Below are 26,752 nucleotides of genomic sequence, written 5' to 3'. Positions count from 1 at the left end.
ATTTTTCCTCGAATGGCAGTAAAAAATTGGCCCAAAAGTAGTTTCAAGTACTTTCTCACGACCATTTTTTCAAAACAGGCAATCACAACACGCTCTGTCATAGCGCACATATAAATACGCAACAGCCTTCATGGGGGAAGATGATCATCAATACACAAACCGTTCTCTGCCTTGATCTAGATCTAAGACAGGCTGGGCGATTTCTCGTGTAGACAGCAGTATAACAAGTGGCACTTGTCAATTTTGAATTTTTTCGTTTTCAAGGCGATAGTAGGCGCTATTTGCGTTTTCAGCAATGGCTTACAAAAATGAAAATCACAACAGATAAAGTCAATGCCTCACAAGAAAAGATGATTAAGACGGTGTGTGCAAAAGAATACAATCCAAAAGATGACAACGAAGCAAATGCTTTAGCAATTTTATATTTAGTTAAAGAAGGGAATGCGCATGTCTAATGCAATGCCATGGATAAGATTCCTTTTGAATGACTGGAACAGTGAGATAGATGGAATGACATGAGAACAAAGGGGCATTTATATAACGCTTTTCATTCGCATATATGACAAAAAAGCACCAATTAAAACAGATTTTGAAATGCTTGCCCGCGCTTGCAATTGCTCGCAAAAAAGTTTGCAACTATTGTCGAATATCTCATGAAGAATGGTAAATTTCTTGAGAAAGATAATGGTTTGTCGAATACGCGCATTGAAGAAGAGCTAAAAGATTTTACTGATAAAAAAGCGCCCATATCGCAAATTCATAGTGAGGCTGGAAAAAAGGTGTACAATAAAAAACGCTATAAAAAACATTTTAATGATTTTGCTGAAGCAAACGCTAAGCAAAATCAAGCTATAAAGAACCAGAATAAGAATATATATAAACTAAAACTATCATTTTAGCAAAAAAAACTGCTTCTGAAAATTTAGAAACAAACGAACAGGTTGACGAACTAACATAGGTTGCTGCTGTTGAGACCACATCAGAGCAAATCGAAATGGGTGTAGAAAACCAACCTTCCATTCACGAGCAAGAGAACATTACGAAAAAAGCTAAACGGGTTAGAAATGACAGTGGCTGTCGTACCCCTGATGATTTCGAACCTGTTTATGATTTCGCAATCGAAGAGGGATTGCCTCCAGAGCGTATCAAAGCCGAAATGGCAAAATTTCGAGATTTTTGGAAAGCTAGAACAGGCAAAGATGCACGCAAAACGGATTGGAAAGCAATGTGGCGCAACTGGGTGCAAAAAGCTATCGAGGATTTAGAGAACGGAAAAAACTATGGAAATCACTCTCAAAGGCAAAAAAGTGTAGATGAACGCATCTCAGACAGTATCCTTGATATCGGGCCTCGAGGTCACTTTGAAACACATTCACGAGATGATAACTCTGGAGTTTCCTTTAGTTTTGAAAAGTGGCAAGCATTGACACAACAGCAGGAAGCGATTGCCTTAGAAGCGTGTGATCAACTTCACGAATTGTTTTCAATAAAAGTGAGTAAAGAGGACATAACCAAGGCAATTCGGATGCTTTCGGTGTGGTTTAAAAATTTCGCAACAGACAGATCATGAAGGTATGGCGCTTACCTATGGAATGGTTTTGGAAAGTGTTTCTGCGTGGTCACTCATAAAAACGGTTAAACGGATTTTATGCGATGAGTTAGAAGGTTTATCGGATACGTTTTTTCCAAGCACTCGTGAGTTAGTAAGATTATGTCGTGATTTGAAAAATAGTCTTTTGACGAAAGCCAATCTTGTACACTAGGCTGTTTTGAACACCCGTGAAAAAAGGCTGAAAGAAAAGGCAATGAGAGAGAATTCAAGACCACTCACGTTGGTTGAAAAGCAAGTGAAAAACACTGCAAATTAGCAAACTAATGAAAATTGCTGATCGTTTTGTGATTGGATGTGCATTTAAATCGACAAAATGGCACCGTACAGAGTGATTTAAAGATTTTATGATAAAAAACCTATCTTATAAAACGCTCTGTACGGTCAAATTTGAGGCAAATAGACAAATTTGTAAAATTAGGATTAAAGTATGTTCATTTTAAAACATCTATTCTTAAAAAACCGTAAACAACCCATGCGAAAGAGGTTTGTTGCAACGGCAGTGGGTATGCCCCATGGGGGATGGGACAGAGGAGTATTTTTACAACCTCTACGAATACGAAGACGGCACAAGAGAGTGTGAAAAGTTTGATGGTGGTCAGTATTACAAAACACCTAAGAATGCGGATTTTAGTACCAAAGCGCAAGTAAAAGCATGGGTTTACGGTGGTGATATTCCGAAAAGCATTCTCAATTACGAACCTCTTATAGACGAGATCAACAGAGAGATCAAAAAATTATCGAAAACCGCAAGAAATAAATATGTTTACAGATAAGCAGCTAAGAGCCTTGTTTGGTATTATAACTTTTATATTTTTATGTTTTTCAGAAATTAAAAAAATATTGACTTTATTCAGAGTATATTGCGTATTGCTCTAAATGCGCTTCTTAAACATTTGCACAAAAGCATTAAAAGCTATTGAATCATGGACTTTATGTTATATTTTTATATAATATTAGAGAGGGCGTTTTATGCACAACAAAATTACGTAAAGTTGGAGGATCCGTTATGCTCTCTATACCGCCTGCATTGTTTGATGTTCTTCATCTTACTGAAAATATGCAAGTGGGTTTGGCTATTGATAATGGACAATTGGTTGTAAAACCACAAATATCGCAAAATTACACTCTTGAAGAATTGTTAGCCGAATGTAATCCTTCGGACGATTTTGCGGATAAAGATGTAGAGTGGTTTGATGCTAAGCTTATTGGCAGAGAGCTCTTGTAATGAAGCGAGGTAAAATTTGATTTGTATCGCTTGACCCAACCTCTGTCTATGAGAAAAAGGAACGCGTCCTGTACTGATTGTGTCACCGGAGGCGTTTAATCGTTTAACAAAAACACCCATTGTTTTGCCCATTACGAGTGGAGGAAATTTTGCTAGAATAGCAGGCTTTGCTGTTTCATTGGTGGGAACAGGGCTGCATACAACAGGTGTGATACGCTGTGACCAACCGCGTGCTTTAGATATAGTAGCGCGTAATGGAAAAAGAATGGAAACTATTCCATATATAATTATGGATGAAGTCTTAGCAAGGTTATCAACATTTCTTACTTGAATTTTTTCTACACTTTTAAATGTTTAAAAACACCAACTTTAGGTAAAAAGTAAAAAAGCATAAGATCATGATTTTTTTCTGCTGACAATCAGCTAATCAATTTTTCACAGAATAAAAATCAATATTTGACTAATGATGTCATTAATTATGACTCAAAAGGAGCCATAATGAAAGCTGTCATCACTACGTCAATGTGTGTTGTTGGAGACAATAAAAGCGCTGTTCGCTTTGAACCATTACCCCCAATAATCCATTTGTTGAAGTTTCTAATCAGGTCTACGCACGTCTCAAGCGCGCCAATGCTGCAAAACCTTTTGTTGACGTCAAAACAACAGCAAAACCTAAAAAGACAGTTGAACAAATTAAGCAGATAGAACAAGAAGTAGCACAAACATTATCTGAACCAATGACTGAAGAAACCTTACTCGAAAAACCAAAAGCATCTAAAGCTTCCAAGCCATCAACACCTACTCTTAAAAAGGCTTAGACGTTGAAGTTAATCATCCACCAAAAATGGTATCTTCAACAGGTGAAGGATACCTTCACCAGTCTTCAAGCACCACACCTTAATTGGGCTTTGCGTAATGCTCTAAACACCGCAGCAAAACAGTCGAACGCTTTACTGAAAAGCAAATTGCCGATGTTACATCTGCCCAATCAAAGCATGTTAAGCAAGGTATTTATATTAAAGAAAAGGCGACAGCAAGGTTTCTTGAGACAGATATCATTCGTTCTGGAACACCGATACTTCTTAAATTTTTTAAAGCAAAAGAACAAAACGCGGCGTGACTTACACAACTGTTTGGAAAAAAACAAATCTTGCCCATGTTTTTATCAAGGATGGGAGTTTTCCAAAGCGTGTTGATTTAAAAAAGATGAAGGGTAATGTTTTTCAAAGAGCGGATGGAGATCAATTCCCCATTGCAAAACAAGAGGAACCCTCAATTGCTAGGGTGATGTCAAAGCCAGAGATTACAAGTGCTATTGCACAATATGCCAATGAAAGATTAACCAAAAATATACAGAGACAACTTTCTCGTCAAGAATACGCTGCTAATAAGAAAGGCTAGATCATGTTCTCAAGCTTTATCTATATCTTACATATCCTTATGAGTTTATGCATTACACACTTTGATTGCAATTTTAAAAACAGATTATCACTTATGCTTTGTTTTTCCATAAAAAAGTCAATAAAATCAATATAAAAGGTACTTCTCAGCGGGTTGGCTTCGTTGCGGGACAGGCTAGTGCGAACTATCGCTAGCGACAGAATTTTCAATTTGACTGTACATTGTACACTTAACTCATTGATAGATAACAATTTCAATATGTACACTGTACAGTATGTGAAACGTTTTCTTAGCAAAAAGTAATTTTTGTTGCTGAACAATTCTATAGTAATAGGTATTTTCGAATCAGGTGCCTCAAAACAACTAGCGGATTAGTTGCCGAAATAACTAATCTTCCGCAATTTAAAAGCTTTAACTCATTGTATGCTACATGCATATAATAGCTTTGTCAGGTGTGGCTATACTATATAACACCCTTCGGGGAAAGGCGTAACGACGGACTAGATGCCGTTTTTCTTAGTGCCCAGCACTCTTTTAGAGTGTCATTAAGGAACGTCTAATCGATAGGAGTTCATTATGAACATTCTTAAAAATATCAGAACAAGTCATTGATCCGAAAACCGTTCAAACTGTTAATGCGCGTGAATTGCATACGTTTTTGGAAGTTAAATCGGAATTTAGAAATTGGATAAAAAATCACATTGAGGAGTACAGCTTCCTAGAAAATAAGGCCTTTATAGGTTTCGCTAAAATTTTAGCGAAACCTAAAGGTGGTCGTCCAAGTACAGAATATCACATCATATTAGACATGGCGAAAGAGCTCTCAATGGTTGAACGCAATGAGAAAGGACGCCAAGCACGCCATTATTTTATTGAATGTGAAAAGAAACTAAAAAGCCAATCTACTAATTATGATAGTGATAAACGCTTTGATGATTTTACTATCTTCGCCAACATGTTTTGACAAATTATTCTAAAATCATAGGTATCATCTTTGGTCGTCTTTTAAAAATAGATGAAATCAAAAAAGAGCTTGATCATTACAAATAAGTTACAAAAGAAGCTAAACGCGTTTTAGCAAGATCTGTCGTGAAACTGCTTAGATTTAAAGGAATATGACATACCTCCCCGTTCTCAAAAATGGGGAGGTGGTTTAAAGATCAAGTTTTGAATGGGAGCCCAAACGCATTAAAATCAATCGATCTTGACCAATCAAGCGATAAATCAACACTAAGTCAGGTCGAATATGGTAATCTCGATAATTGCTCCAATTCCCAGTCAATGCATGGTCATGATATCGAGGTTCTAAAGGCGGGTCATTTGCTAATGCTGCAATGATTTGGCGCAAATCAGTATCTAAAAGATGCCGATACCGTCCTTTCATTTCACGATTGAAATCACGTTTGAAGATGGTGGTACGTTCAATCGTCCGCATAGAGATCATCAAATAATTCATCTACAGAATGAAACTTTTTTAAGTTGCCCTCATCCAATTCAGCAAAAGCCGCTATGGTTTCCGCATTGGGTTGAAACAAAAAGGATGGAATAGCTTTATCTTGCGCAATGCGTGTCATCAATACTCTCACGACATCACTTACTGATAAACCAGAGGCTTGAATAACTTGACTAGCAACATTTTGAATTTCTTCTGGTACACGCGCTTGAACCATACGACTGGCAGCCATGATGACTTCTCCTTTCTCAATTGTATTTCAATGTAATACAATTGAAGTATAATTTCAACTGTAAAGCATCATTTTTTAAAGTGGAGAGGTGGTTGATTTAGCAACCGCTTGCTTTTTTAGACTTTCACCCACGTTTACGGCGTTCTTTTGTTACATATTTAAAGAAAGAGGGTGGTAAAACATCTTTAGCTGGCTTTAGACGTGCACGTTCTTCATCTGTCAATGATGGAGAATCCACAGCTTCCAAATCTTCTTTTGTATAGCCACATCTTATTTTAAAGTTTTTTTTGAAAACCAATAATTCTCGTGTGACTTGAAGCGTTTCCGTTTGCATACCGGAATATACACCCGATTATACCGGATCGTCAATTATCTGTTATGCCGTCAAACCTCAAGAGTGGAAAGATCATTAAACCCTACATTCAAATTTATTGATTTTGGCAAATTCGTCTGCTTTTTCAGTTTGTAATATACTAACGTCATAAGCAGCTTGCATGTTAAGCCAAAATTCAGCAGTAGTATCAAAAAAATAGGCTAATCTTAATGCTGTATCTGGAGTCACTGGACTATTTTCCGCAATAATACGTTCTATCCTCGTGCGTGGAACATTTAATGCTTTTGCAAGGGCATAAGCAGAGAGAGCATATTCTTTTAAATATTCCTCCCGTAAAATTTCTCCGGGATGTATAGCAATATAATTTTTCATCTCGACCTCCTACAGATCAATGATAATCTACGATTTCAACTTCATAGGCGCCATTAGAACGCCATTCAAAACAAATACGAAACTGGTCATTAATACGAATAGAATATTGACCTTTACGCTCTTCTTTCAATGCTTCTAAACGATTTCCTGGAGGACTGCGCAAATCTTTGAGGTCAACTGCTTTATCGAGCATAAACAATTTTCTTTGGGCTATACGTACTAGAGTTGTTGGAAAACCTTTAAGCGGATTACCTTCTAAAAGATCTTTACAACGCTTATCCGCAAAAGATTCAATCACCAAATCACCTTCATTCGCTCTTTTATGTATCATAGCATGATACTAATCTAAAAAAAGGATGAATGTTGAAAAATATTTAGCAATAGGTGCAAAATGACCAAGAAGCATCGTGAGGGTCTATCGGTTCGTGCGTTTGCGAAGAAGATGGGTGTTTCACATAATGCGGTGGTTTCTCGGATAAAGACAGGTAAATTTGATGCGGCTCTTTTTGAAGATGGTTCTGTCAATGAAGCCCTTGCCACAAGCATCTGGAATGAGAATCCAACAAAGCGCCCTGCTCCATTTTTAGCGCCTGATGGTCAACCGCGGACAAAGATCAAACAAGCCTCTACAGATGGAGCCAATGAATACAAGATAAAACTGGAGCGAATGCAAGTTGCCCTTGAAAGCGAAAAGATTGCACTTGAACGCTTACGCGAAACCACTGTTGATCGAGAAGAAATGAAAAAGGCAGCTCGTGAGTTTGGAAGAGCGCACCGTGATGCTATGTTGAATTTTCCTCATCGTTTTGGTGCAAGCATTGCTGCACAAGTTGGATGTGATGCGGCCAGCCTTATTGGTGCTATTGATTACACTATGAGAACCGCTTTGCTTGAGGCGGTTAATATTCCAGTGCCTTTTCATGATCCTCATTCTCCAGAGTTAGAGAACTTGCAAGAAACGAATAATGGATGACAATGCAGTCGAAGAATTTTTCGCCCATGCCAATAATGCAAGACAACCGGACCCACCGTATACGGTTTCGCAATGGGCGGATAAGAATAGATACCTTAGCACCGTAGCAAGTGCTGAACCTGGATTGTGGAGAACAAAGCGGACCCCCTATTTGCGCGAAATCATGGATAATCTTTCCTCCTACGTGCCAATTGAAACAACTATTGTCATGAAAGGGGCGCAAGTTGGCATGTCAGAGGCAGGATTAAATTTCTGCGGTTATGCTATTCATTATAGTCCAGGACCTGCCCTTTATGTGATGCCAACGGTTGAGACAGCCAAAAAGCTTTCAAAGACGCGGCTTGATCCTATGATTATGGCAAGTGCAGTTTTAAGTGAACGCATAGCCCCAGCACGAGCACGTGACAGCGGGAATACCATGTTTTCGAAAGAGTTTGATGGTGGGGCATTGATGCTTACAGGAGCAAACAGTGCAGCTGGTTTGCGTTCCATGCCTATTCGTTATCTGATTTTAGATGAGGTGGATGCCTATCCTCTCAGTTTTCTTTGAAAGCGATTTTTTGCCTATAGAAATGTCGTTAAAATGTGGCTTTTTGCTTTTCACTTTCAAATCCCCCGCCGGTTGCGAGCACCCTCGCATTAGTATTCCGAGAGCCTGAAAGTATTGAATACGAACCAGATTTTTACTTTTAGTGCTCATAGCACCTAGACATAGAAAAATATCCCATAATTCCGAGACACCCACAGAGTGGGCTCATTTATGATCGAACTTTAGGGCTTTCAGACCCTACTAATCGCTGCGTAGACGAGCAAAATCACTCTTTAAGTAATAAAGTAATTTCAGGAGATTAGCAATCAAAATGAAAATAATCTCAAAAACTATAAGATTGAGCACTCTTCAAAAGAGGATAATGCGAAGGGCTGTCATCGTGGTTAGTCATTAACCCACATAATGCTTCTTTTCCAGAAAACGCAAAACGCGATATAAGAAAAAATGTTGTTTGCAAAGTTTTCTCTTGCCTATACAAAGAGAAAATGAAAAATTTGGAGGGCTCCCATGATAAATGACATCTACTGTGTTGGATACAATTATGTTGAACATGTTCATGAACTAGGTAATGTTGTTGAAGATGAACCTGTTATCTTTAGCAAGCCCAAAAGTTCACTCGTTTTAGGCAATGAAATTTATCTCCCTGATTTTTCCAAAGAAATACATTTTGAAACCGAAATTGTGCTCAAAATCTCAAAGGACGCTTTCATGATCATGGAGGAAGAAGCAGAAGAATGCTATGATGCCGTAGCAATAGGTCTTGATCTCACAGCGCGGGATTTGCAAACAAAACTGAAAGAAAAAAAGCTTCCTTGGCTTTTATCGAAAGGATTTAAAGGCGCTGCATACGTCTCTGACTTCATAAACAAGGAAAAAATAAACAACCCAATAACCTTTGCAATGAAGTTGAATGGCGAAACAAGACAAGTTGGCAATACGAAAAATATGATCTTTAGCTTTGAGAAGATAATATCGTTTTTAAGTCACTACATTCAGCTAAGACGTGGTGATCTCATATACACAGGCACTCCACAGGGTGTAGGAAAACTTTCTCAGTTTGACAGAATAGAATTGTATCTCGAAAATCAATTAATTTCAGAGCTAAAAGTAAAATGAATCATCAAATACTGACCTTTTTCATTGTTTCATTGTTTTTAGTCATCTCACCGGGGCCGAATATGGCCCTTATCATCGATAATGCAACGAGATTGGGAAGAAAGAACGCATTTGTAAACGTTTTAGGATTGTGTACAGCAACATATGTGCATGGGGCATTTTCCATACTAGGTGTATCAGCGCTCATTCTCAACAACAAAACGCTGTTTTTTTTAGTAAAACTCATGGGTGGCAGCTATTTATTATACATGGGCTTTAAATCAATTAAATCTGGAATACACAGCTTAAATTCAAAAGAAAGAAGTTCAACGAATGAAAAGCATGCTACGAGTGAAACAAAGCTTTTAACCAGCTATATGGACGGTTTTTTGACACAAATACTAAACCCCAAAGTATCTATATTTTACATAGCAGCTTTTCCAAAATTCTTAGCTTCTGGAGGTAGCATTAAAAAAGGTTTTGAACTTGTAACCATACATTCTTTCAACATCTTTGCATGGTTTACTTTAATGACCATTTTTATATCATTTGCCAGTACCGCCTTAAAAAAGCAGCGGGTAAAAGGCTCGATTAACATTGCGACAGGAACAGTTTTATCTTTGATAACAAATTGTAAAGTTAATAGAGCAATCTTTTCCTGATTCTGTCTCTCACTGTGAATAGCTCAATCTCTAACAGAGCTTATACAATCCCCAGTTCTTTTTTTCTTTGTATAACTGAATTACGTTGCATTTCTTTATCATATTCTCAAGGACGTTTGTGTAAACTTTGTGAGTTTCTCGCAATATTTTATAAAATGTTACCAATATCTAAACAAAATCCTTATTCATCACTTTTAAAAAAATAAGCTATGATATTCCTCTTTTCGTTTATGAAACAAAAGTAACTTTTTGATTTATGATAGCACCATACAAACAAAAAAATGATTTTAAAAATCATTTTAATTTTCCATTAAAAATTGTTTCTTAAACTAAGATGAGAACTCTCGAGTACTATTTGAGCAAAAAGTAAAACTCTCACCATTATGAATAATAATAAATAATGTACTGATTACAAATAATAAGTTTCAAAAAATTATAAAAACTCCTGACAACTTTCTGAAATAATTTTAAAAGCCCCACGTCTTTTAATGAACAATTTATTTGTTATTAATAACAATAAAAAGCTCCCTATTCAAATATCTGTTACATTATTTAAGAGGACAACATTCTCTTTTTTCAAAAGCATATTCCTAAAACATATTCTTTTCTTTATCCACACAAAATCATAAAAAACGTTTTTTTCCTTTACACCTCATTTATATCATGCTTCGATACGAAATAATGCTTTTTTAGTGTAATTTAATCTCAAAATAATTAAAGGGAACCCCCAAAAAATGAGCTACAAACAAAATTTAAAAGATAATTCTCAGAATAAGTTACAGCGTGGACTACACAACCGACATGTACAACTTATAGCCATTGGTGGTGCTATTGGAACAGGTCTCTTCATGGGGGCAGGAAAAACAATTAGTGTAGCAGGTCCTTCCATCATACTCGTTTATGCTATTATCGGTTTTGCTCTATACTTTGTCATGCGTGCTATGGGAGAATTGTTGCTTTCTAATTCACAATACCGATCTCTTATTGATTTTTCAACCGATATGCTAGGACCGGGAATCGCTTTCTTTGTTGGCTGGAGCTATTGGTTGAGCTGGGTTGTAACTGGAGCTGCTGACATTATTGCCATCATCACTTATATGAACTTTTGGTGGCCAACACTCAATCCATGGTTTACCGTTTTTACCTGCATTAGTGTCTTTTTAATCTTTAACCTCTTTGCCGTGAAACTATTCGGTGAACTTGAATTCTGGTTTGGTCTTATCAAAGTCGTCGCAATTTTAGCATTAATTGTTGTGGGATTTTATATGATCGTTACGGGCTTTACCTCTCCCAATGGTACGGTTGCTTCTCTCAATCACGTATGGAACGATGGCAATATCTTTCCGCGAGGAATGACAGGTTTTTTTGCTGGATTTCAAATTGCCATTTTTTCTTTTGTTGGTATAGAAATTGCTGGAACAACCGCTGCTGAAGTAAAAGAACCTAAAAAAGTTCTCCCCAAAGCAATTAATGCAATACCGGTCCGTATTGTACTCTTTTACATTTTTTCTCTCGCTGTAATTATGTCTGTCACACCTTGGGATCAAATTGTTCCAGATAAAAGCCCCTTTGTCTCGATGTTTTGGCTTGCAGGCATTCCGATAGCTGCCGGCTTGGTAAACTTTGTCGTTATTACCTCAGCTGCCTCTTCAGCAAATAGTGGTATTTTTTCTACCAGCCGTATGATATATGGACTTGCAACACAAAAAGGTGCCCCTCCAATTTTAGGTAAACTTTCCAGATACCATGTTCCAGCCAATGCTCTATTCTTTTCCTGTTTATGTATTTTAATAGGGTATACAATTGCCTCACTCTCTCCAAGCCTCATAAGTGCTTTTACAATTGTGACAAGCATTTCAGCTATTGCATTTTTATTCGTATGGTCTGTAATTTTGATTAGCTATATTGTGTATCGTCGCAATCGCCCTCATCTACACGCTGAATCCATTTATAAAATGCCAGGAGGTGTTATCATGTGTGGGATAATTTTAGTTTTCTTTGTTTTCATGCTCTATTTGTTGACATTAGAAGCTGATACTCTACTAGCCTTAAAATATAGTATATTCTGGTTTGTTTTCTTAGGTATAATGTATTTTATGTTTGTAAAGAAAAAAATAACTCAAGGTAACAAATAAAGTCTATACATAAAAACATCTCAAAAAAGGGTAATTTTAGTTACCCTTTTTCTACTTAACCTCCTCCCCAAACATCAAAAAACGACGATTCCTACCGGCACCGGTTTGTAAACAATCCGGCTTATTAAGGGGGAATGCTGCTGATCATTTATATGGTTCACCTACATAAGGCTCTATGGGCTAGCCCTGCCCTGAACACTCACCACCCATTCTAAAAATACTTAATGCGTAAAATGTTATATGCTTTATATCACTACTCTACACAACAGTATTTTACTGCACAATAGGATAAGAAACGAGCTATTCTGTAAAAAATTCTCTATAAACTTCACTGACATTGTTTACTAATAAAACATGAGATTTATCTAAAACTTCCCCCCCCCCCAAAAAAATTTATATTCAATTTTTTATCAAAATTAAAAATATAGCTCTAAACAGAATATATCTTAATAGCTATCTGCAATAAAAAAAGATTCTATGAAAATATTTTTCTATTTGTAATAAATTTTAAATATTAATAATCAAATGTAAAATTTAAATATATTTTTTAATGTTTTAAACAATAGTTTAACTATTTAAACTTATTTTATTTATATACAAAGTTTTATATTTAATAAATTTACAATTTTATTTATATTTTTATATAGCTAAAAATATAAATAAATAAATAATTTTAAATATAAAGATATTTATATAAAAAATTACTATAAATAAATATATATTATTATTTATATACAAATAACAATATATATAATATAAATTATATTATGTATTATATATATTACTTATGTATAAAAAATAAAAAATCAAAAAAAATATAATACAATTTATATTTTGTTTATTATATATAAAATAATTATTCCATAAATTAATAATGTTTTTGCTTTATTCACATATAGTAATAGAAAAAAATTCCTTTACTCCTTAACCATAGCGTGTTCCGATAGAAGGAATTACCTTTTTTAGGGTAATTTTTATTTAAAAATAACTAAGGAGAACTCCCCAAAAATGAACAAACAAAATTTAGAAAAAAAACCTAAGAAGAAATTGCAACGTGGACTACATAACCGACACATACAACTTATAGCCCTTGGTGGAGCGATTGGAACAGGTCTCTTCATGGGATCAGGAAAAACAATCAGTGTAGCAGGCCCCTCAATTCTACTCGTTTATGCAATTATTGGTTGTGCTCTATACTTTGTCATGCGTGCTATGGGAGAGTTATTGCTTTCTAATACACAATACCGATCTTTTATTGACTTCTCAACCGATCTTCTAGGGCCATGTGCCGGATTCTTTATCGGCTGGACATATTGGTTGTGTTGGATTGTCACTGGAACTGCTGAAATTATTGCTATTGTCACTTATACACATTTTTGGTGGCCTGAACTCAATCCGTGGATTCCTGTTATAATTGGTCTTATGTCCTTTTTAATTCTTAACCTCGTCGCCGTAAAACTATTTGGCGAACTTGAGTTTTGGTTTGGTTTTATCAAAATCGTAGCAATTCTAGTCCTAATCGTTGTAGGATTTTATATGATCTTTACCGGTTTTGTCTCTCCAAACGGTACGGTTGCTTCTCTTAGCCATATATGGAACGGTGGGAATATTTTTCCGCGAGGAATTACAGGCTTTTTTGCTGGATTTCAAATTGTTATTTTTGCTTTTGTTGGCATTGAACTCGCTGGAACAGCTGCTGCTGAAGTAAAAGAGCCTCAAAAAGCTTTACCACAGGCTGTTAATTCAATACCAATCCGCATTGTATTCTTTTATATATTCTCTCTTCTTGTGATTATGTCTGTGACGCCGTGGGATCAAATCAGTCCAGAAAAAAGCCCATTTGTAACAATGTATGCACTTATTGGTATCCCAACTGCTGCAGGTTTGATGAACTTTGTTGTCCTCACAGCTGCCGCATCTTCAGCAAATAGTGGAATTTTTTCTACCAGCCGTATGATATATGGGCTAGCAACACAAAAAGGTGCTCCTAAATTTTTAGGAAAACTTTCTCGTAACCACGTTCCAGCCAACGCATTATTCTTTTCATGTATATGCATCTTATTTGGTTATGCCGTTGTATCGTTATCTCAAACACTCATAGCTGCTTTTACAATTGTTACGACAATTGCCGCAACTTTGTTTATATTTGTATGGTCTATCATTTTGATCAGCTATATCGTCTATCGCCGCAATCGTCCTCTCCAGCATACTGTCTCTCCTTATAAAATGCCAGGAGGTGTTGTTATGTGTTGGGCGCTTCTTGTTTTCTTTGCATTCATTATCTATTTATTGTCATTAGAAGCTGACACTGCCATAGCTTTAAAATACACTCCAGCGTGGTTCATATTTTTAGGAATTGTATACTTTCTTTTTGGGAAAAAGAATTATGCAAAAAATTAAAAAATAAAGCTTATGTTTCAAAAACATATAAAAAAGGGTAACTAAAGTTACCCTTTTTTGATATTTATCTATAAAATTATAAAAGCTATTGACAAAATATCTCTGAAGAAGCTTCAATTACGCTCTTTATCAACCAAAGCATTCGATTTTATCCAAGGCATCATAGAACGAAGTTTTTTACCAACTTCTTCAATAGGATGATTATCATTTAAACGCCGCATACTTTTAAAATGAGCAGCACCAGCTTTATATTCTTGAATCCAATTCGATGTAAATTTACCCGTTTGAATATCTTTCAATATACGTTTCATTTCTGCTCTGGTTTCATCCGTAATCACACGTGGACCAGACATATATTCACCCCATTCAGCTGTATTAGAAATCGAATAATTCATATTTGCAATGCCCCCTTCATACATGAGATCAACAATCAGTTTAACCTCATGTAAACACTCAAAATAAGCCATTTCTGGTGCATAACCTGCTTCCGTTAATGTTTCATAACCAGCTCGAATCAATTCAACAAGACCTCCACAGAGAACCGCTTGTTCACCAAAAAGATCAGTTTCGCACTCTTCTTTAAAAGTTGTTTCAATCACCCCAGCACGTCCACCACCAAGACCACATGCATAAGATAATGCTAAATTATGAGCATGCCCTGAAGCATCTTGCGCCACCGCTATTAAGCAAGGAACACCACAACCCCGTTGGTATTCATGACGAACTGTATGCCCTGGACCTTTAGGAGCAATCATCACAATATCAACGTTTTTTTTTAGGTTCAATCAAGCCAAAATGAATGCTCAAACCATGCGCAAAAGCAATCGCTGCCCCATCGTGTAAATGATCATGAATATGTTCCTTATAAATATCAGCTTGCAATTCATCTGGTGTTGCCATCATGATGAGATCTGCCCATTTTGCTGCTTCAGCAACACTCACCACTTCAAAACCATCAGCCATGGCTTTTTTTACTGTTTCCGACCCTGAACGCAAAGCTATTTGCACATTTTTAACACCAGAATCTTTCAAGTTTAAAGCGTGCGCACGCCCTTGAGAACCATAACCAACAATGGCTACTTTTTTCCCTTTAATGAGATTAACATCCGCATCACGATCATAATAAACACGCATAAAAAATTCCTTCTTTCTCTATTTAAACTGGATTTCAGATTACTTTTATTCAATAAGAAACATTATCTACAGTGCATCACACACTTATAAAGACAAAAAACACCGCTTATAAGAACACAGCAATTGAATAATTTTAAAGTTTACATATTGCATAGAAAAAACTGTAGTCCCCAAACATTCCTAAAACATATACGGATCCCCAAATAAACTTCAACTGCTATTCTACAAAAACAATAATTACACAAAATAAGATTTCTAAAGAAAATTTAGCTAATATTCTACTCTTTTATCGTGCAACAAAACGCTATATTCTAAAAATTAAGATACAACACACAATTTTTAACATGAACCAAATCAATACGGATAGCAAGAAAAATTACAAAATAACAAGTATTGTTTTAATACAACCTTCAAAAGCATATACAACAATATCTTTAGAATAATAGAGAGGATGTTTTTACTTTTTACGTTCTTTTAATACCCACGCCTCTCACACGAAGAAGCCCCCATACGGCTATTATGTTATCCATTTATGGCGCCTTATAAAAAAATTTTAATATGCTCAAGCCCTTTTCAAAAATTCCCTATAATAGTGTAAGATTTATTGCACATCACTCTCTTTACTTCATAAAGCTACAAGTCGATATCATCATTCTATTTAACAGCTCCTATTGCATTAAGCTTATTCATAAGGAGATTTTACGTTATACTATTTACAGATAACCCAAAAATGAGCTCCAATATCAAGAAAATTTGTGTATTAATCCATTAAAATCCTACGCACTCCTTTATAAGGGAAATACTTTCAAAACCCTACTTCTTCTCCATTCAAAGAAATTATAATAAGAAGATTTTAAAACTTCCTCATAATGGATAGTACAAATAAAAAACATCGCATGCACTCAAAAACAAAAGATAGAAAGCAACCAATAAATAGAGGAACAATAGAATATTTATAATGCACGATAATAGTGCTATTTATATCAACATATATAAAATTGTTTTTTAAGATAAATTGGCAAACCTCTATAAAAATTTCTTTTCCAATTTTTATAGAGAGAAAAAGATTACGATAACAACCGGATAAAACGCTGAACAGTCTCATGTATTCCATACTCTAATGCATCAGCAATGAGCCCATGGCCAATAGAAACTTCATCAAGCCAAGGAATATTTTTGACAAGAGCAGGAAGATTCATAAGTGTCAGATCATGCCCTGCGTTTATACCTAACTGCAATTCTTTTGCTCTTCTTGCTGCTAAAACAAGTTTATTGAGCTCTTGATCTTGTTTTGTTTTATCCTGAAATGCACCACCGTAAGGTCCCGTGTAAAATTCCACACGATCAGCGCCCATTGCTTTAGCAATATCAAGACCATCGACAGTAGGATTAGCAAAAAGGGATACACGAATCTTTCTGTTTTTTAAATTCTGAATAATAGGTGCTAAAAATTCTGCATCATGAGCAAAATTCCAACCATGATCAGACGTTGACTGATCTGGATCATCAGGAACAAGGGTAATCTGATCCGCATAGTTTTTAGCGATATCCAAAAATTGATCACTGGGATAACCTTCAATATTAAACTCAGCAGTAGGAAAAGTGTTCTTTATTAAACAGTATATATCTGGTAAATCCGCAAAACGAATATGCCTTTCATCAGGGCGCGGATGAACCGTCAAACCTGCTGCTCCAGCAGCAAGCGCTATATGCCCAATATTTGTTATACTTGGCCACGGAAGATTACGTCGATTACGCAAAACAGCAACAGCATTAAGATTAACCGAAAGTTTTACCGCCATGCCCATTTCCATTTTTTATAGTGTGTAACAAGATAGAAAAAAGGCATTTTCTATCTGAAACTGGGATGATACACACATTTTCTCTATCGAACAATCGTTAAATGCTCTGCTGCGCGGGTAATTCCCGTATAAAGCCAGCGTGCATACATATCACGAAATGCAAAACTTTCATCAAACAAAACGACATTATTCCATTGAGAACCTTGCGCCTTATGAACCGTTAATGCATACCCATAATCAAAATCATCATATCGCTTTTTTAATTGCCATGAAATTTCTTGATCAGGGTTTTCAAACGCTGCTTTTAAAAGTTTAATCTTTGCTACACCACGCTCACTTTCTTCTGGTTTCACAAGAAGATTAATACTTGGTTTAACGGTCTCCTTCTGTGAAGTCATCACCTTCCATAAAGAGCCATTCAACAAACCTTTAATGGGATCATTTCGCAAACACACCAGCTTATCTCCCGCTTGCGGATAATCTGCTGTAAATCCCTTTAACACACGCAAACGCTGATTATAAAGGTGGCGTGTACGATTAACCCCTACCAAGACCTGATCAGCATCCAAAACCAATTGTTGATTGACCTCTTTACGTGTCACAACGCGCGCTTCTCCATAGTCACCATAAGCAATATCGCGTCCTTCACGTACATCCATAGCAAGACGTATAATCGGATTATCTCGCGCTTGCCGATGAATTTCTGAAAGAAGAAAATCTGGTTCTCCATTAGAAAAAAAGCCTCCACCTGATATAGGAGGCAATTGACCTGGATCACCAAGAACAAGAATTGGCGTTCGAAAACTCATTAAATCACGGGCCAATTTTTCATCTACCATCGAGCACTCATCAACAATAATGAGTTTAGCTTGTGCAGCAGCACTTCTTCGATTTAACGTAAATGTTGGAGCAATAGATTTTTTTCCTGTTATTTCATCGGAAACTTCCTCTTCACCACGTGGACAATAAATTAGCGAATGAATCGTACAAGCATTGCTTGCACCTTTAGAACGCAAAACCTGCGCCGCCTTCCCTGTAAAAGCAGCAAATTGAACAGAACCATCAACTGTCTCTGCAAAATAGCGCGCAAGCGTCGTCTTACCCGTCCCCGCATAGCCAAAAAGGCGAAAAAGAGGAGAACGCCCTTCCTTCAACCACGCGGCAACAGCCTTCAATGCATTATCCTGTTCCCGTGAAAACTGCATAGCTTACCAACATAAGATTTGCATAAAAAGAGCAGTATTTTGAAAAAAACCAACTATCAAGAAAAATTTTTTTATTAAGAATTGCTGACACACACCCATCTAACAACTTTCGTAGCACAATTATCAATTATTTACCCATTGTTTTTTCAAGATAGTGTAACAATCTAAATTTTATCTATACATCGATCTTCTTGGTAACACCTTATGCGTATCAAATAAAATATCATTTTTTACAACAGTAACACCAACAATGGAAGATGCATATCTTAAATTTAAAATAACACCTCTATACGCTTTTTCTAACCAAAATTTAGAATGAGAAAAAGAGCATTGCAATTGCAAAACCCTCACTAGAAAAAATGTCCTTAACAGGATAAGAATAATGTAATTTTATGAATACTATTTTACACAATCAATCAGCTTTCTTGCACATAAAAATAAAGTACATCCACTATTATGAAATTATAATTAAATATATCAAAAACCTTTTGGCAAAAATAGAAATAGCTCTCAACAAAACGACTTAATCCTATGATGATACACCTATAAAGTTCCTATCTCCCTCTTATCATGATTTTAATAAATTTACTCTTCATGCTACAAATAAGTGATATCTCAACGAATAAAGAGAGACATCACACTTATATGAAGCACGCTTTATCTCGCACAAATATGTAGCTTTTTCTGTTTCAACAATAAAATATGGTTCGTAAGTATGGCCTTCTTGGTAGTCTATTATAGAAAACTGGGACATGGCTTCAGTCCAGCGTAGCACTTCAGGTTCATCCTCTAGAATATGAGAAAAGCGCAATTCTCCATCTATTGAGTTAAACTTTTTCTTTTTGTCGCAATGTTTTAAAGTTTATAAAAACTAACTGATTAATGCTATTCTTATTGCTAGAAATAACAATAAATCAAGGGGTATAATTTGTTAATAGGCTTGGTGTTATGTCAAAATATCAGCGATGAGATTGCTTTTTGGTTGTTTTAGAAATGAAATAATGAGCTCAAATATTGATGAATGAAACGGAAGGTTTAAATTGAAAATATTAATTCCAGATGACTATCAAAAAGCCACCCTAACATTACAGTCTATTACAAAATTAATGAAATCGCATGAAGTGCTGGTTATAAATAATTTAGCTAAAGAATGTGATTTAGAAGATAAGCTCAAAGAGATAGATATTCTTATCTTAATCAGAGAGCGGACTATAGTTGATAGAAATCTTCTCCTGAAACTGCCAAATTTAAAATTAATCTGCCAAACAGGCCCTATAGGTTCACATATTGATATAGAAGCTTGTAGAGACTTAGGAATTGAAATATTAGACGGTGGTGGAGATCCAACTTCTGCTGCTGAATTTGCGTGGCTCTTAATTATGTCTGCGCGTAGAAAACTCTGTAAATCTGTATCTGATATGAAAAAAGGACGATGGCAAACAACATTTGGCAACCAAATGAAAGGGGCTACTCTTGGAATATTCGGGTTTGGCCGTATTGGTAAAATGGTTGCTCAATATGCTCAAGCTTTTGGCATGTCCATTTTGGTTTATGGGAGCGAGCGTTCAACGCAAGAAGCAAAAAATTTAGGTTATCATTTTACGCATTCAAAAGATGAATTTTTTACACGTCCTGACATTATATCTGTCCATTTACGTTTAAGCGATAAAACCAGAGAAATCATAAAATTAGATAATCTATTGAGCATGAAACCACATGCTATTTTTGTTAACACAGCGCGTTCAGCTTTGGTTGAAAAAGGGGCGATAGAAAAAATACTAAGTTTGGAAAATTCAACTTACTTTGCACTGGATGTTTATGACAGCGAGCCAGTATATGAGAGCAAATTATTGCAATCAGATAGAGTTCTTTGCACACCGCATCTGGGCTATGTGACTGAAGAAAGCTTTGAGAATTATTTTGAAAAAGCTTGCCAAAATATAGCTTCTTTTATAAAGAGCGCTTAATGCCGGCTGAGCCAATGTTTGTAAAATTTATCTTATATCGCTAGCGTATCAAATTTGCACGACACATAATAGCTTATTTCCTTAAATTAAGCATATTCCTTAGTTTTCATATTAATATCAATAGTATGGACAGATTTTTATGTAATCAGCATAAAATACCTAATTTATTGTTGCAAGCATTATTAAAAAAGGCTACTTTATTGGAATACAATTTAATTGGAGGGGGGCTGAGTGAGCAATAATAAATTTATAGAAAAGAATTATTATAGATGGATTATATTGCTTGTTGCCACTATCACTCAAGCATCAGCTTGCTTCTTTGTTCAAGGGATTGGTCCTTTAGCTAAATTTTTTAAGAAAGATTTCTCGCTTAGTAACTCTCAGATAGGTTTGCTGTCTTCAGCAGCGCAGTTCCTACCTATTATTGGCTTACTTGTAGCTGGTGAATTACTAGACAAGTTTAACGAGCGCTATATTATTGGAGTTGGCGCGATCGGCGTTTCTGTCGCTCTTTTGTTGGGAGCAATCGCAGATAACTATATTTCCCTTTTGGTTTGTTTGCTAATTATAGGGGAATTTTATAGTTCTGCTCAATCCGGTGGCGCTAAATCTGTTTCGGCGCTAAATCTGTTTCTTCATGGTTTCCACAATCGCAGCGCGGATTTGCAATGGGAATAAGGCAGGCGGGGTTAACATTAGGTTGTGGGGGCATTAGCTGGAATAGTTCTTCCTGCTAGTGTGCTTGTCTATGGCATACAAGGTGCGTTTTGGTCGGTGCCATAGTTTCTTTTTTAGGGGGATGTATATTTATTATTTTTTATCACTCACCAGCAAAAGTTATCGCTATCGTTCCAAAAAGCAAGGCAAGAATTTCGTTCTATGCAAATGTAAGATCTCGTCTTGCAATGTTGGCTGCGCCTCATATGAAGAATATTATTTTTCCAAGCGTTTCACTTGTGATCGTTCAATATGTTTTAACCATTTTTATAACGATCTATTTTTATAGAATCTATCACCTGTCTCTAGATAAAAGTGCTTATTTATTTTTTGTTTCACAGGCTTCTGGTGCCTTAGGAAGAATTATTTTAGCAGCGTAGTGTGATCATTGTAAAAAAGGACAATTTTTTCCTGTCTTGTTTTGCATGATTGCAGTCGTTTTTGGATTTTTAATATTAATTTTGGGCATAAGTGGATCCATAATTTATTTAACTATTTTATCTGCTTGGTTAGTTTTTGGAGGAATGGGATAGTATGGCCCTTGGGCTGCTTATATTGTAGACTCTTAAGCCGAAAGAAAGCGTTGTGTTTTCTCTGGGTTTAGCAATATCTGTAAATCAAATCGCAATTATTACTACTCCACCATTATTTGGATTAATCCAAGATTTTACAGACACTTATTTACTAACATGGCTGATTTTAATTATTGTTTTTTCACTTTTTTAATAAAAAAGTAGGAAAATATAATTGGGGGAAATTATAATGATAAATGGAAAATACTTTTTAGTTGAGCAATGTCGAAAGAGACAAACTTTGAGAGGCTTTAGACCATGTTATTTATGATCCATACGGTGGTATTGAATATTCGGTTGAGTTAAAAAAATAGCATTTTCGCTGCTACCACATAGAATATTGACAATTCTTATGAACCAAAAGGTGTCTATTACCCCTAGACCATATTTAATCTTTGAAAACCTTCCTGTTGATAGACAAATTAATATGTCACCTAATCCTTACAATTTAGATGCGTCTTGTAAAAGTGGCTATATTAGCGAAAATTTAATTATGATGTTTTCTTTATTGATCGGAGAGCCTTATTCAATTAAGTTTGAAGGCGAACATATAGTAAATAACCTAGTTCCTTTAGAGGATAATAAAAAAGATTATACAGGATTAGGATCTGAAGTTGAGTTAGATTTTCATATGAAAATGCTGCACTAAAATTTATAACGGATTTAAATTTATCTCCTAAAGGGGATACTTTTATCTGGTGTTCGCAATGGTGTTGATGGTCCGTTAACGATGATGCACGTCTAGCTTTAAAACTTTTAAGTGAGGAGGATTTGAGGAGCTTCAGGGATAATTTATATATAATTAATGTTCCCTATAGATGGAGAAAAAATGGGGTAACTTCTACAAGTAAAGTGCCCCTCGTTCAAGGGGACGGTGAATTCCCAGATATCAGCGCTGTTTTTTATCCAGGCATGTTAGAGCCACAGTCAAAAAAAGCCAAGGAAGCTTTAGATCATTTTTATGAAGCTATTAAGGCTATATCTTTTGGAATTGATGTACAACCAGGAAGATTATTATACATTGATAATAGAATGGCCCTACACTCTAGAGATAAATTTTTTGGATCATTTGATAGTTATGAAAATCCAATGCGATGGATTCAAAGAGTGTTTGTGTCTGCAGATTTATGGAATCATAGATATATAGAACAAATAAAAGAAAGAATATTTAATTTTCAATGTTAATATCCTGATAATGATATGATGTTGAGTATTATTCTGGTTTATATATTGACGATACATCTCATATGTATAGGTTTCTCCCGCATAATCATACCTGATTATAAGCTATGGTGACCTATTGGTTTTCTATGGCTGCATTTGATTTTTGTTATTTTTTCCCTTCCTTTCAAACCGCTAGGGGGATTTTCCTATCAAGCCCCTGAAAGAGCTATTTGGAGTAATTTCATAATGCAAAACCAAAACATAGTAACAAACTTTTCTATTGTTTTCATAGGCATAATGGCTTGCATGGTTGCACCCTTCAAGCAGTGTGGCTTTTTTTCTTGCACGATGAAATCATTCATATATGAGACAACATAATTAATTTATAACAGATAATTCAATGTATTATCTAAAAAATGCAACGAAATAGCTATTAATGTGAACATATGAATTAAAAAAACAAACATCGCGTACAAATAAATTCAAACATAATTGTGCACACGACTTATAACATTTTTTAGATGAACAAATAATAATACACCCCATGTCTTTAAACAAAGAATGAAAATCATAAAATGAGCTCTAAGGATAATAGAAACTCTCCACAAAGAAGAGACAGAGATGAAGACTCCAAAGACTTCATCATCACCATCCTTCACCATTTTGTTAACATATTCATTTTATACAAGAATCTTTCCCTCGGAAGAAATAGCATTTGCAATAGCTTCTTCGCTTGCCTCATCGGGTAATAACATCTCATTATGAGCACATCCCGATGGGATCATAGGAAAACAGTTTTCTAAATGATAAACACGACAATCAAAAAGAACAGGCTTATCACAGTCAATCATCTGCTGAATTTTATCATCAAGTTCATCGGGTTTTGAACAATGAATTCCCACGGCTCCATAAGCTTGTGCCAATTTCACAAAGTCAGGCATAGATTCCGTATAAGAATGAGAAAGACGATTACCATGCAGCAATTGCTGCCACTGGCGGACCATTCCCATATACTGATTATTTAAAATGAAAATTTTCACCGGTGTGTCATGCTGAATAGCTGTTGCAAGCTCTTGAATATTCATCTGAATGGAGGCATCACCAGAAATACACACAACAAGCGCATCAGGATGCGCTATTTGAACACCTATAGCAGCAGGTAAACCATACCCCATCGTTCCAAGACCACCAGAAGTCATCCAATGTTTTGGTTCATCAAAATGATAATACTGCGCTGCCCACATCTGATGCTGCCCGACATCCGTTGTAATATAAGCATTCGCATCTTTGGTAAAAGCATACAGCCGTTCAAGAGCATATTGCGGCATAATGACATCTTTTTTCTCCGCATATGCCAATGAATTACGAGCCTTCCAACGGTTAATTTGCGTCCACCACGCCTCACGGACTTCACTGTTAAACGCTGGTTGCTGTATCTTTAAGAGTTGCGTCATATCTCCTAAAACACAAGCCACATCACCAATAATTGGAACTTCTGCTTTTACAATTTTATTGATAGAAGAAGGGTCAATATCAATATGAATAATACGCGCATGAGGTGCAAATGCATCAAGGCGCCCGGTGATACGATCATCAAATCGTGCTCCAACAGCTAACATGACATCACAATCATGCATGGCCATATTAGCCTCATAGGTTCCATGCATTCCAAGCATTCCAAGCCAATTTTTACCGGAAGCAGGATAAGCACCAAGTCCCATTAATGTTGAAGTAATCGGAAAATCCCCCAATTGAACCAAATTACGTAAAAGCTGTATAGCTTTCATCCCCGATGAAATAACACCACCACCAGAATAAATAATAGGGCGTTTTGCCTCAACTAAAAGAGAAACGGCAGATTCAATAGCCTTAGTATTCCCTTTCAACGATGGAAAAGAATGTAAAGACTCCTGAACTTGAGGTGCTCTATAAAATCCTGAAGCAAATTGAACATCCTTAGGAATATCAATCAAAACCGGCCCAGGACGACCTGATTGAGCAAGAAAAAAAGCTTCATGAATAATAGCCGCAAGATCATTGACATTTTTAACCAGCCAATTACGCTTCGTACAAGGCTTTGTAATTCCAACTGTATCAGCCTCTTGAAAAGCATTTGTTCCAATCACCGTTGTTGACACCTGCCCAGAAAAACAAATAAGAGGTATCGAATCCATAAGAGCATCTTGCAAAGGTGTAACAGCATTCGTTGCCCCTGGACCAGAAGTCACAAGCATAACCCCTACCTTCCCTGTGCTGCGTGCATAGCCTTCAGCTGCATGCCCTGCGGCTTGTTCATGGCGCACCAAAATATGCTGGAGTGTATCTTGGTGATAAAGAACATCAAAAATAGGCAAAACAGCCCCACCAGGATAACCAAAAATATGTTCAACGCCTTGATCTATAAGAGCTTGAACCACTATTTCAGCGCCCGACATTATTTTTCCATCTGCACTCTCTTGCTTTCTTGGATCATTTCTCATTTTTCCCACTCACCTACTTTATAGGACAATAAAAAAGCCCCTAACGGAGCCCATAAAAAAAGCCCCCAAAGGAGCCCATTACACAACACATACTGTATGATTACCCCCATTATTCCAACGTATAAAATATATAAAAAATTCCTTGTAGAGAGATTTCTAATTCCATTGATACCATTCGTCAATAAAAAATTATATTTTCTAAAAAATTTCTTTTTCACGAATTATCTTTTATCTTTCGATAAGTTTCTTTGCAAAGCTCTAACTCTTTTATCAAAAAGTAAGCATCCATTCTTCATCAAATTGATTACGAAACCATGTCATTTGTCTTTTTGCATATCTCCTCGTTTGTATTTTCACCGCTTCAAGAGCACTCTCAAAGCTTCTATATCCATCCAAATAAGCCATAAACTCAGGTATACCAATAGCCTTCATTGCTGGTAATGAAGGGGAAAGTTTAAGTTTTTTCATAGCCACCACTTCTTCTAAAGCTCCTCTTTCAATCATAGAATCCAAGCGTTTATGAATACGTTCATAAAGCAGAGGACGTGGTGGCATGAGAAGAATTTTTTCGGTCAAATTTGGCGCAATGAGAGGTGTTGTTTTTTGTTTCTGCCACCAACTGAGCGACTTACCGGTTGCATCATAAACTTCCAAAGCACGTACAATACGCTGTCTATCGTGCGAAGAAATTTTTTCAGCAACAACAGCATCAATCTGCAACAACTGGCGATAAAGACTTTCAGGTCCCTCTTTATCAAGCAGCAAACGCCACTTCTGCCGCACAACATCTGGAACATGAGGGATTTCCGAAATCCCCTCTAAAAGAGCACGAAAATAAAGTCCTGTTCCACCAACAAAAATAACTGATCTTAAAGAAAAAGTAGCCAATAGCTTCTCGACATCACACAACCATTGCCCTACTGAATAGTTCAAAGTAGGACTCACATGACCATAAAGATAATGGGGAACAATCGCGGTGTCAGCCTCCCTCGGCCGTGCCGTTAAAATATTTAAAACATCATAAACCTGCATTGAATCAGTATTAATAATGAGAGCATTTTTTTCTTGAGCCATTTGCAAGGCAAGTTCTGACTTCCCACTTGCCGTTGGCCCTGCTATTAATGTAACTGTTCTCTGTGTCATGAATAGCAATTTCTCCCAATCAATAACTTATTGCAACATGCAGACACCCCCAAAGCCTTCCTGTATTTTCTCTCCATTATCATAGAGTAAATACTTCAAACAAAAATACGAACACAAATTCCCC

Annotated in this window: 25 protein-coding genes and 6 pseudogenes; 21 read left to right on the top strand and 10 right to left on the bottom strand. The window is 36.1% G+C overall.

The window, feature by feature from the left end; all coding sequences use genetic code 11:
- The first annotated feature begins 227 nt into the window (after positions 1–227).
- The 10 genes and pseudogenes from ACFIMM_RS07890 to ACFIMM_RS07845 all read left to right on the top strand — a co-directional run bounded on the left by ACFIMM_RS07890 (position 228) and on the right by ACFIMM_RS07845 (position 5,288).
- Positions 228–455, top strand: a complete 228-nt coding sequence (locus tag ACFIMM_RS07890; RefSeq protein WP_375613726.1) for a hypothetical protein — start codon at positions 228–230, stop codon at positions 453–455.
- 198 nt (positions 456–653) lie between these two features.
- Positions 654–899 (top strand): hypothetical protein, encoded by a 246-nt coding sequence (locus tag ACFIMM_RS07885; protein ID WP_375613727.1) that lies wholly within the window; start codon positions 654–656, stop codon positions 897–899.
- 95 nt (positions 900–994) lie between these two features.
- Positions 995–1,570, top strand: a complete 576-nt coding sequence (locus ACFIMM_RS07880) for a hypothetical protein (protein WP_375638318.1) — start codon at positions 995–997, stop codon at positions 1,568–1,570.
- A gap of 4 nt (positions 1,571–1,574) precedes the next feature.
- Positions 1,575–1,763, top strand: a complete 189-nt coding sequence (locus ACFIMM_RS07875; protein ID WP_375613729.1) for a hypothetical protein — start codon at positions 1,575–1,577, stop codon at positions 1,761–1,763.
- Between the two features lie 276 nt (positions 1,764–2,039).
- Positions 2,040–2,385 (top strand): annotated as a pseudogene (locus ACFIMM_RS07870) (hypothetical protein).
- A 233-nt stretch (positions 2,386–2,618) separates the two neighbouring features.
- The gene (locus tag ACFIMM_RS07865) at positions 2,619–2,837 is read left to right on the top strand and encodes an antitoxin (RefSeq protein WP_375613730.1); all 219 of its coding nucleotides are present in this window, start codon (positions 2,619–2,621) and stop codon (positions 2,835–2,837) included.
- 79 nt (positions 2,838–2,916) lie between these two features.
- Positions 2,917–3,168 (top strand): type II toxin-antitoxin system PemK/MazF family toxin, encoded by a 252-nt coding sequence (locus ACFIMM_RS07860; protein WP_375682744.1) that lies wholly within the window; start codon positions 2,917–2,919, stop codon positions 3,166–3,168.
- 167 nt (positions 3,169–3,335) lie between these two features.
- Positions 3,336–3,655, top strand: a pseudogene (locus tag ACFIMM_RS07855) (hypothetical protein).
- Between the two features lie 42 nt (positions 3,656–3,697).
- Positions 3,698–4,238: pseudogene (locus tag ACFIMM_RS07850) on the top strand (hypothetical protein).
- Between the two features lie 592 nt (positions 4,239–4,830).
- Positions 4,831–5,288, top strand: a pseudogene (locus tag ACFIMM_RS07845) (antA/AntB antirepressor family protein).
- 103 nt (positions 5,289–5,391) lie between these two features.
- On the opposite strand, the gene ACFIMM_RS07840 reads toward ACFIMM_RS07845, so the two are convergent.
- From ACFIMM_RS07840 to ACFIMM_RS07820, 5 genes are all read right to left on the bottom strand, one after another.
- Positions 5,392–5,673: a type II toxin-antitoxin system YafQ family toxin gene (locus ACFIMM_RS07840; protein ID WP_375628908.1), complete on the bottom strand. Its 282-nt coding sequence runs from the start codon at positions 5,671–5,673 to the stop codon at positions 5,392–5,394.
- The gene (locus tag ACFIMM_RS07835; RefSeq protein WP_375628888.1) at positions 5,660–5,923 is read right to left on the bottom strand and encodes a type II toxin-antitoxin system RelB/DinJ family antitoxin; all 264 of its coding nucleotides are present in this window, start codon (positions 5,921–5,923) and stop codon (positions 5,660–5,662) included. The genes ACFIMM_RS07840 and ACFIMM_RS07835 overlap by 14 nt, the downstream gene beginning before the upstream one ends.
- A 124-nt stretch (positions 5,924–6,047) precedes the next feature.
- Positions 6,048–6,257 (bottom strand): hypothetical protein, encoded by a 210-nt coding sequence (locus tag ACFIMM_RS07830; protein ID WP_375681315.1) that lies wholly within the window; start codon positions 6,255–6,257, stop codon positions 6,048–6,050.
- Positions 6,258–6,332: 75 nt separating this feature from the next.
- The gene (locus ACFIMM_RS07825; RefSeq protein ID WP_375628884.1) at positions 6,333–6,629 is read right to left on the bottom strand and encodes a HigA family addiction module antitoxin; all 297 of its coding nucleotides are present in this window, start codon (positions 6,627–6,629) and stop codon (positions 6,333–6,335) included.
- A 16-nt stretch (positions 6,630–6,645) separates the two neighbouring features.
- Positions 6,646–6,960, bottom strand: a complete 315-nt coding sequence (locus ACFIMM_RS07820; protein ID WP_375682745.1) for a type II toxin-antitoxin system RelE/ParE family toxin — start codon at positions 6,958–6,960, stop codon at positions 6,646–6,648.
- Between the two features lie 60 nt (positions 6,961–7,020).
- On the opposite strand from ACFIMM_RS07820, the gene ACFIMM_RS07815 reads away from it, so the two are divergent.
- From ACFIMM_RS07815 to ACFIMM_RS07790, 6 genes and pseudogenes are all read left to right on the top strand, one after another.
- On the top strand, positions 7,021–7,602 hold the full coding sequence (locus ACFIMM_RS07815; RefSeq protein ID WP_375628881.1) for a hypothetical protein: 582 nt from the start codon (positions 7,021–7,023) through the stop codon (positions 7,600–7,602).
- Positions 7,595–8,143, top strand: a pseudogene (locus ACFIMM_RS07810) (phage terminase large subunit family protein); the annotation flags it as partial. The gene ACFIMM_RS07815 and the pseudogene ACFIMM_RS07810, both read left to right, overlap by 8 nt.
- 516 nt (positions 8,144–8,659) lie before the next feature.
- Positions 8,660–9,268, top strand: coding sequence for a fumarylacetoacetate hydrolase family protein (locus ACFIMM_RS07805; protein WP_375628879.1), 609 nt, complete (start codon positions 8,660–8,662; stop codon positions 9,266–9,268).
- On the top strand, positions 9,265–9,909 hold the full coding sequence (locus tag ACFIMM_RS07800; protein WP_375692690.1) for a LysE family translocator: 645 nt from the start codon (positions 9,265–9,267) through the stop codon (positions 9,907–9,909). Before ACFIMM_RS07805 ends, ACFIMM_RS07800 begins: the two co-directional genes overlap by 4 nt.
- A gap of 734 nt (positions 9,910–10,643) precedes the next feature.
- Entirely contained in the window at positions 10,644–12,044 is a 1,401-nt protein-coding gene (locus ACFIMM_RS07795; RefSeq protein ID WP_375612030.1) for an amino acid permease, read from the top strand.
- A 1,008-nt stretch (positions 12,045–13,052) separates the two neighbouring features.
- Positions 13,053–14,444, top strand: a complete 1,392-nt coding sequence (locus tag ACFIMM_RS07790) for an amino acid permease (RefSeq protein WP_375612029.1) — start codon at positions 13,053–13,055, stop codon at positions 14,442–14,444.
- 113 nt (positions 14,445–14,557) lie between these two features.
- Here ACFIMM_RS07790 and ilvC read toward each other — a convergent pair.
- The 3 genes and pseudogenes from ilvC to ACFIMM_RS07775 all read right to left on the bottom strand — a co-directional run bounded on the left by ilvC (position 14,558) and on the right by ACFIMM_RS07775 (position 18,585).
- Positions 14,558–15,578: pseudogene (gene ilvC / locus ACFIMM_RS07785) on the bottom strand (ketol-acid reductoisomerase).
- 1,067 nt (positions 15,579–16,645) lie between these two features.
- Positions 16,646–17,380: a pyridoxine 5'-phosphate synthase gene (locus ACFIMM_RS07780; protein ID WP_375613393.1), complete on the bottom strand. Its 735-nt coding sequence runs from the start codon at positions 17,378–17,380 to the stop codon at positions 16,646–16,648.
- A gap of 83 nt (positions 17,381–17,463) precedes the next feature.
- Positions 17,464–18,585, bottom strand: a complete 1,122-nt coding sequence (locus tag ACFIMM_RS07775) for an ATP-dependent RecD-like DNA helicase (protein ID WP_375614621.1) — start codon at positions 18,583–18,585, stop codon at positions 17,464–17,466.
- A 1,040-nt stretch (positions 18,586–19,625) separates the two neighbouring features.
- Here ACFIMM_RS07775 and ACFIMM_RS07770 point away from each other — a divergent pair.
- From ACFIMM_RS07770 to ACFIMM_RS07750, 5 genes are all read left to right on the top strand, one after another.
- The gene (locus tag ACFIMM_RS07770) at positions 19,626–20,552 is read left to right on the top strand and encodes a D-2-hydroxyacid dehydrogenase family protein (RefSeq protein ID WP_375671900.1); all 927 of its coding nucleotides are present in this window, start codon (positions 19,626–19,628) and stop codon (positions 20,550–20,552) included.
- Between the two features lie 231 nt (positions 20,553–20,783).
- The gene (locus ACFIMM_RS07765; protein ID WP_375682747.1) at positions 20,784–21,230 is read left to right on the top strand and encodes an MFS transporter; all 447 of its coding nucleotides are present in this window, start codon (positions 20,784–20,786) and stop codon (positions 21,228–21,230) included.
- An 89-nt stretch (positions 21,231–21,319) separates the two neighbouring features.
- Positions 21,320–21,649, top strand: a complete 330-nt coding sequence (locus ACFIMM_RS07760) for a hypothetical protein (protein WP_375628869.1) — start codon at positions 21,320–21,322, stop codon at positions 21,647–21,649.
- Between the two features lie 544 nt (positions 21,650–22,193).
- Complete coding sequence (locus ACFIMM_RS07755; protein ID WP_375613387.1) at positions 22,194–22,490, top strand: hypothetical protein; 297 nt, start codon at positions 22,194–22,196, stop codon at positions 22,488–22,490.
- A 122-nt stretch (positions 22,491–22,612) separates the two neighbouring features.
- Positions 22,613–23,026: a TauD/TfdA family dioxygenase gene (locus ACFIMM_RS07750; protein ID WP_375628865.1), complete on the top strand. Its 414-nt coding sequence runs from the start codon at positions 22,613–22,615 to the stop codon at positions 23,024–23,026.
- 659 nt (positions 23,027–23,685) lie between these two features.
- Here ACFIMM_RS07750 and ACFIMM_RS07745 read toward each other — a convergent pair.
- Together ACFIMM_RS07745 and miaA are read right to left on the bottom strand one after the other, a co-directional pair.
- Positions 23,686–25,485 (bottom strand): acetolactate synthase 3 large subunit, encoded by a 1,800-nt coding sequence (locus ACFIMM_RS07745; RefSeq protein ID WP_375613385.1) that lies wholly within the window; start codon positions 25,483–25,485, stop codon positions 23,686–23,688.
- 270 nt (positions 25,486–25,755) lie between these two features.
- Positions 25,756–26,628, bottom strand: a complete 873-nt coding sequence (gene miaA / locus ACFIMM_RS07740) for a tRNA (adenosine(37)-N6)-dimethylallyltransferase MiaA (protein ID WP_375671896.1) — start codon at positions 26,626–26,628, stop codon at positions 25,756–25,758.
- Between the last annotated feature and the right edge of the window lie 124 nt (positions 26,629–26,752).

This window comes from Bartonella sp. AP258QHHD (assembly GCF_042196145.1).
Classification (GTDB): domain Bacteria; phylum Pseudomonadota; class Alphaproteobacteria; order Rhizobiales; family Rhizobiaceae; genus Bartonella.
Note: the sequence above shows the minus strand (reverse complement) of the source record. Positions and strands in the feature narration are given on the sequence as shown.